The sequence below is a fragment of the Propionivibrio sp. genome (assembly GCF_049316945.1).
Lineage (GTDB): Bacteria > Pseudomonadota > Gammaproteobacteria > Burkholderiales > Rhodocyclaceae > Propionivibrio.
Window position 1 is genome coordinate 1 of sequence record NZ_JBMOJE010000201.1, and the last position, 6,141, is coordinate 6,141.

The 6,141-nt window shown below is 54.6% G+C and carries 6 protein-coding genes; 2 read left to right on the forward strand and 4 right to left on the reverse strand.

What is annotated here, in order from left to right; genetic code table 11:
* Positions 1-21 precede the first annotated feature (21 nt).
* The 4 genes from ACOYNV_RS25100 to ACOYNV_RS25115 form a co-directional block, all read right to left on the reverse strand.
* Positions 22-1,071, reverse strand: a complete 1,050-nt coding sequence (locus tag ACOYNV_RS25100; RefSeq protein ID WP_422902543.1) for an AI-2E family transporter — start codon at positions 1,069-1,071, stop codon at positions 22-24.
* Complete coding sequence (locus ACOYNV_RS25105; RefSeq protein WP_422902544.1) at positions 1,068-1,538, reverse strand: cyclic nucleotide-binding domain-containing protein; 471 nt, start codon at positions 1,536-1,538, stop codon at positions 1,068-1,070. Before ACOYNV_RS25105 ends, ACOYNV_RS25100 begins: the two co-directional genes overlap by 4 nt.
* Positions 1,539-1,741: 203 nt before the next feature.
* Complete coding sequence (locus ACOYNV_RS25110; RefSeq protein WP_422902548.1) at positions 1,742-2,158, reverse strand: DUF6790 family protein; 417 nt, start codon at positions 2,156-2,158, stop codon at positions 1,742-1,744.
* Positions 2,159-2,563: 405 nt separating this feature from the next.
* The gene (locus ACOYNV_RS25115; protein WP_422902545.1) at positions 2,564-2,929 is read right to left on the reverse strand and encodes a hypothetical protein; all 366 of its coding nucleotides are present in this window, start codon (positions 2,927-2,929) and stop codon (positions 2,564-2,566) included.
* A 608-nt stretch (positions 2,930-3,537) separates the two neighbouring features.
* Between ACOYNV_RS25115 and ACOYNV_RS25120 the strand changes: the two genes are divergently transcribed.
* Together ACOYNV_RS25120 and ACOYNV_RS25125 are read left to right on the forward strand one after the other, a co-directional pair.
* On the forward strand, positions 3,538-4,353 hold the full coding sequence (locus tag ACOYNV_RS25120; protein ID WP_422902546.1) for a DUF2189 domain-containing protein: 816 nt from the start codon (positions 3,538-3,540) through the stop codon (positions 4,351-4,353).
* Positions 4,354-4,532: 179 nt separating this feature from the next.
* Positions 4,533-5,945, forward strand: a complete 1,413-nt coding sequence (locus ACOYNV_RS25125; RefSeq protein ID WP_422902547.1) for a ferredoxin reductase family protein — start codon at positions 4,533-4,535, stop codon at positions 5,943-5,945.
* Positions 5,946-6,141 lie beyond the last annotated feature (196 nt).

The following is a 6,141-nucleotide window of genomic DNA, read 5'->3' on the forward strand; positions in this document are numbered from 1 at the left end:
CGCCTCCAAACCCTTGCGCCATCAGGGGGGCGCGGTTCGTGCGTCAGGGTTGCCGAGTACCATCACGATGCCAAGCAGCGGCAACACCAGCATCAGGCCGGCAACGCCAGCCACCGCTCCGCCGACAAAAATCATCACCACCGTGATCAGCGGGTGCAGTTTGAGGCTCCGCCCGATGGTTATCTGCATGAAAAAGAAGTCATCAAGCAAACGTACCAAGATGAACAGGCCGATAGCCGCGTAAGCCATTGCCGGATCACCGGGAAAGTCGGTTGCCGCCACCAGCACGACCAGCAGACAACCCAGAATCGAGCCGATATACGGAACCCAGGCCAGGATGGCGGTCATCAATCCGAGTACAAAGGGAGCCGATACACCGATAAGCCAAAGCCCGAAGGCCAGACAAAGCGCATCAAGTACGGTCAGCTTGATCAAGCCCTGAAAATAAAGCCTTGCCGTGTGGTCAACCTGATCAAGCAGATAGAGGGTTCGTTCGAAGAAGGCATTCGGCACCGCACGGCTCAGGAACATCTTGAAACGCCAGCCGTCACGCAAGAAGAAATAGGCAAGAAACGGCGCCAGGATAAGCGATGGGAACCAGGCCGCCGCAGTCAGCGCGGCCTCCGCCAGATAGGTTCCGGCAAACTTGTCACCCAGTTCGCTGATCTGCCTCGTCAACTGATCGCTCAGATGTGCCTTGGCGGCAAACGCATAGTTCCGCTCGGCCCAGGCCAGCGTCTCGGCAATAAAACGCAATCCCCCTTCGATGTAGCGTGCTCCGGTCTCCTGCCACGAAACAAGTTGCGAACTAACCCAGGGAATGGCTAACAGCATGACGCCACCGGCCACTGCAAACACACCACCACTGACCAGGGCGGCCGATGTATCGCGCGACATGCCACCAAGAACCAGGCGCTGCTGCAGTGGAAAAAGAAGGTAGTAGCCGATCAAGGCCAGGAGAAATGGTACGACCAGCCAAAGAATTTTCTGAAACAAAAAGAGCAGTACGCACGTTGCGGCAAGTATCGCCAACCACACCAGCGGCCCGGAGCGATAACGCTCTCGTCTCATAAATTCACTTGATCGGTATGGACCGCACCGCGCAGGCGCACACCGAGGTGACGAGCCAGTTGCAGTGCAATTTTCGAGGCGATCAGCGCATGTGAATGCATCAACCCAAGGAAGTCGCCGCGAAAAAACACCGCCAGGGTACAGTTTTCTGCAGCACGCGCCTGCGCTGAGCGCGGTGCGTCGTCGAGCAAGGCCAGTTCACCAAAAAAATTGCCCCGTTCAAGCGTGGCAATCGGTTGCTCTGTCTGGCACTGATGGCAGATCAAGACCTTGCCGGCGAGGATGAAGTAAATGGCTTGCCCTTCCTCGCCCTCGTCGAAGATCACTTCGTTTTTCAGATAACTGCGCTGGTGCATGAACCCGTCGACGATTTTCATCTCGCGACGATTCAAGTCAACGAACAGCGAAAGCTTCTCCAGTTCGTCGAGACGTTGTGCCGGCTTGCTGTTACCAAAAATGCTTAGCATCGCAGATGGGTAAAACTCATGAAGGGTTGAAGTGCGGGAAAGCGTACTCACAAGGATTCTAAAGCAAAGTGCATGTCGCGACCATGATCACCAACTGACTGACAGTACAGAACTCAAGCCGCCCCAGAAAGGACAAGGTTGTTTTCCCTCCCCCTCGCCCTCCCAGAGGGCGAGGGGAGGTTCGAGAGTCGCTTGCGCGACTTTCACGTTAATGAATTCGGATTGTTATCGGCAATGTGGGCGCCGTACTTCCAGACGAGTAGCAGGAAAACCACCGCAGGTAAAATATCTCCGGCGATGAACTGAATGTTATATGGTGCAAAATTACCGGCTAAAACAGTCTCTTTGAGGTGATTGACGCCGGCAAAGAGCAAAAAGACGGACCACCCGAAAGCGGTTGCCTGAAGAAATCCGCGTTTATATCGGGCGGAGAGCAGGCCCAGAAGCCCCCAGCATCCGTCATGCACACCGACCTCGAACTGAAACGGGCTGCCGGTGGGCCAGCCGATGTTGGTGGCAATAAAATCAGCAAAAAAAACATGAGGGATAAAACCAAAAAAGATGCCATTGAACCCGATTGCGACGAAGACTACCGCCACAAAAAAACGCTCCAGCGAAATTTTCGGGTCGCCGCGATACGGTCAGGCTCGAATAACTCCGGAAATAATTCCAAGGGCGAGCAAAACGAGAACAGCCATGACAAATCTCCTTGTTTTTGGGCAAGTCGGCGTGCGCCCAGGCGGATCGGGCACAAGCGGCGACTTTACCGCATCGCGATCCGACTCGGGAAGATGCAGCAGGTGATAAGGCTAAAAACGCAGTTCAAGCCACGGCGACACGGCGGGCAGCTTCGCGCTGTTCGTCGTGTTCGCTGTGGTCAACCGCCTTTACTAGCTTAACGATGCCAGCACGGAACGGAAGCTTCTCAATCACATATGGGAATCACACCAGACGCAGGGAATCGCCTCAGTGCGGGAGGGGTAATAAACCGGCTTGACCGGTGGTATTGAAACGGACGCGGATGCTCAGGGTTGCGCGCTTGAAATTCCTGTCCTTCCGAAGATCTTTACGATGGCGCCGGGTTTTAGTCCCGTGTCACCGGACACCGGCACGTCAATTCCGTTGATGTGGGGCACGGGATCGCTGGTCGGCGAGTCGTATATCAAGGGGTAGACCTTGGTCTCACCCGCCTCGATCACATAAACCAGGCGGAAATCGCTGGCTAGGCGACCTTGGGAAATCATTTCCCTGATCAACTCCTGTGCTTCGTGGAGTCCCGGGGTGTTGCTGTCGGCAAGCAGCGAAGGCGGGTCATTGACCTTGGAATAACTCCTGGCGATGCCGGCAAAGGCGGCGCTCAAAAGTGCAATAAACAGAAAAGCATATTTCATATCAATCCTTCATAACTGCGGCTTGACTACTTAATAACGCCACGGCGAAGCTGATGCGGCAGCAATCCGCTGAGCTCCGATGTTGCCTCTTGAACTGGTGGAGAAATATTCGTGGGGCCCATCCGAACTCACGGCTCCGGATGTGTCTGCAGGCGTCCCCTTTGGATGAACCTCGCCCCGCTTAATAGGCACTGACCGTGCCATAATGAAAATAGTGTTGTTTTTTCAGCGTGTTATAAAGCTGCCCAGCGTTTTTCTCCGAAAAAAAGACTTCCCGTGTAAGAAATTCCGACGCTCCTGAAGGTTCGTTAGCACCGGTCAGAAAGCAGTTTTTTGCAAACGCGACGATGCGGGAGCCTGGCTCAACTTCAACGACAGCCGCTGGCCCCGACAGTCGTTTGGCGGCAGGGCTCCGGACAGGATTGGAATCAACGGCATACCTCGGGAAAACGTAACAACAGGGCAAAACCACCTAAAATGACATTGTGCTGTTATGGGCCGGTTAATAGCCTCGTCAATCTGAACGCAGGATGAACGGCGGATTCACGTCCCATTCAGTTTGCCCCGCGCATAGTACGCCTTGCACCGACCCCAACGAGGAATGCACCATGCCCAAAAATCTGACCACCACCCTGCTAGAAGCGGTCGCACAGCCCCCTGTGGCACTGGCCCCTGAGGCGGCCCCCAAAGAGATCATTTTCCTGTCATGGGCGGATCCGTTTCACTGGCTCCGGCTGGGCTGGCGCGACCTGGTGGCCCACCCCGGCACCAGTCTGTTTTACGGCTTGCCGTTTTGGTGCATGGCGCTGGTACTCCATGGGCTGTTTCACAAAGAACCCGAATACGTCATGACGCTGGTTTCGGGCTGCCTGCTGGCGGGGCCGTTTGTGGCGATGGGGCTTTATGACTTGAGCCGTCGCCGTGAACAGGGCCAGGCAACGGATTTCATGGCTTCACTGACCTGCTGGAAACACCACCTGCGCAGCTTGGGGCTATTGGTTGGGGTGCTGGTGGTGCTGGAGCTGATGTGGGGCCGGGTATCGCTGGTGATGCTGGCCCTCTTTTTCAATAGCGGCCTGCCGACCTCGGCGGGCGTGATGGAAGCCGTGGTCAATGTCGGTAACCTGGATTTTGTGGCGGCTTATATCGCGGTGAGCGGCATTTTTGCCATGCTGGTATTCACCCTTTCGGCGGTGTCCATTCCGATGGTTCTCGACCGCGATACCGATGCCATTACCGCCGCCATCCTCAGCGCCAAGGTGGTCAGCCTGAATCCCGGCGTGATGCTGCTGTGGGGCGCACTGATTGTCGTCATGATCGTCCTGTCCCTGCTGCTGCCGTTTGCGCTGGGGCTTGCCGTCGTGGGGCCGCTGCTGGGGCATGCCAGTTGGCATGCTTACCGGGGCTCGGTGCGCTGGCTGTAACGCCAACGAGGAGCACACCATGAATCGAAACCTGACCGCCACCCTGATTGCCGCCAGCCAGGCATTGACGCTTTCAGGCGCCAGCATGGCTGCATCACCAACAAAAATGGAACGTGCGTGAACCGCAGATTAGCATCAGATTCAGTTTGTATTCAGCAGCGCTGATTGAAAGTGCCCCAATGAATAATTTCGCTGGTGATAAATTAATGAAAACTATCCTTTTCGGTTTTTTATCTCTTGTTTCCTGCGTCTGGTATATGGCACTGAGCTCCAGTAATTCCTCAGCCCAGGGCACGCTGTTGCGTAGCATATGGCAGGATACTCTCACTCTTGGCGGCCTCCTTTCGATTGCGCTGATGTCACTTTGCATGTTGCTTTCCATACGGCCAGTCTGGCTTGAGAAACCACTGGGCGGCTTGGACCGCATTTATCGCCTGCACAAGTGGTCGGGCATTTTGGCCGTTGGCTTTGGTGTAATCCACTGGCTAGTCAGCGATCTTGGCGAAGAGGGCGATGATGAAATAGCCGACGAAATGGAGGAATCCGAGCATAAACTCGCTATGGTTCACGAAAGCATATCCAGTGGGTTACGTGATTTTGGTGGCGATTTAGGCGAGCCTGGGTTTTACCTCGTGTTAATCATGCTCGCCGTAACTCTGTGGAAGTTTTTCCCCTATAAGTTTTGGCGACAACTGCATCGGGTTATGCCGATAATCTACCTGCTGCTGGCCTTCCACGCTGTGATTCTCGCTCCGCCTGGCTACTGGACACAAGCAGTGGGCATGCTTCTGGCGGGGTGTATTACCGTCGGAGTGGTGGCTAGCATCGTGTCCCTCACCGGTGCTATCGGACGCCGTCGCCAGGTTGATGGCACGGTCGTTTCGGTGATTAAAAACGGCAATGTGACTGAATTAACTTGCCGCCTCGATGGAAACTGGAAAAATCACCGTCCTGGCCAATTCGCTTTCATCACTTTTAAACAACGAGAAGGCACGCACGCCGTACCCGGTTTCGGGAATCTTTTTCTTCGGTTTGAAGGAGCACACCCATTCACCATTGCCAGTGCCAGTGCCAATCGAGGAGATGGAACCATCACATTTTGCATCAAGGATCTCGGCGATTTCACACGAAAAATCGCGCAACAAATTCAAGTCGGGCAGCCGGTAAGGGTAGAAGGGCCTTACGGACGGTTCCAGATGGACCGTCATAGCCAGAGACGCCGACAGATTTGGGTTGCAGGTGGAATTGGCATAACACCATTTCTGGCGGGGCTGGAATCTCGCCACTTGAACCCGGCCGAGGCTTCTGAATTAGACCTCCACTACTGTACGCGTGACCGCGATTCAGATTGCTTTGTCAACCGCTTGCAAGTGTTATGTGGCGCTCTGCCGGGGGTTAGGCTGTTTATACATAGCACCAAGCATGGCGAGGTATTGACGGCTCAGTCGCTGAAGCTCGCAGATGATCCTGGCAGAAAAGTGGAAGTCTGGTTCTGCGGTCCGCTTGGTCTGGCTAATTCACTGAAAAGTGAGTTAAAGAAAAAATGGAACGGCGGATTGCGCTTCCATCAGGAAGCTTTTGAAATGCGCTAAGGAACGCCTACAAAGGAATTCTCGGTCAACTTCTTTCAGCAATCATTGCCGGCGAATCCGGCAATTTTTCAGGGGCAGAAGAAATTTTTTCCGGATTGGGGATCAGCCCGTCCACGCACGCGAAATCACAGGTAACAGCCTTGTAAGTAATCACGCAAAACTGATATGGAACTTTGTGCCAAAGCTTGCCAGAAGG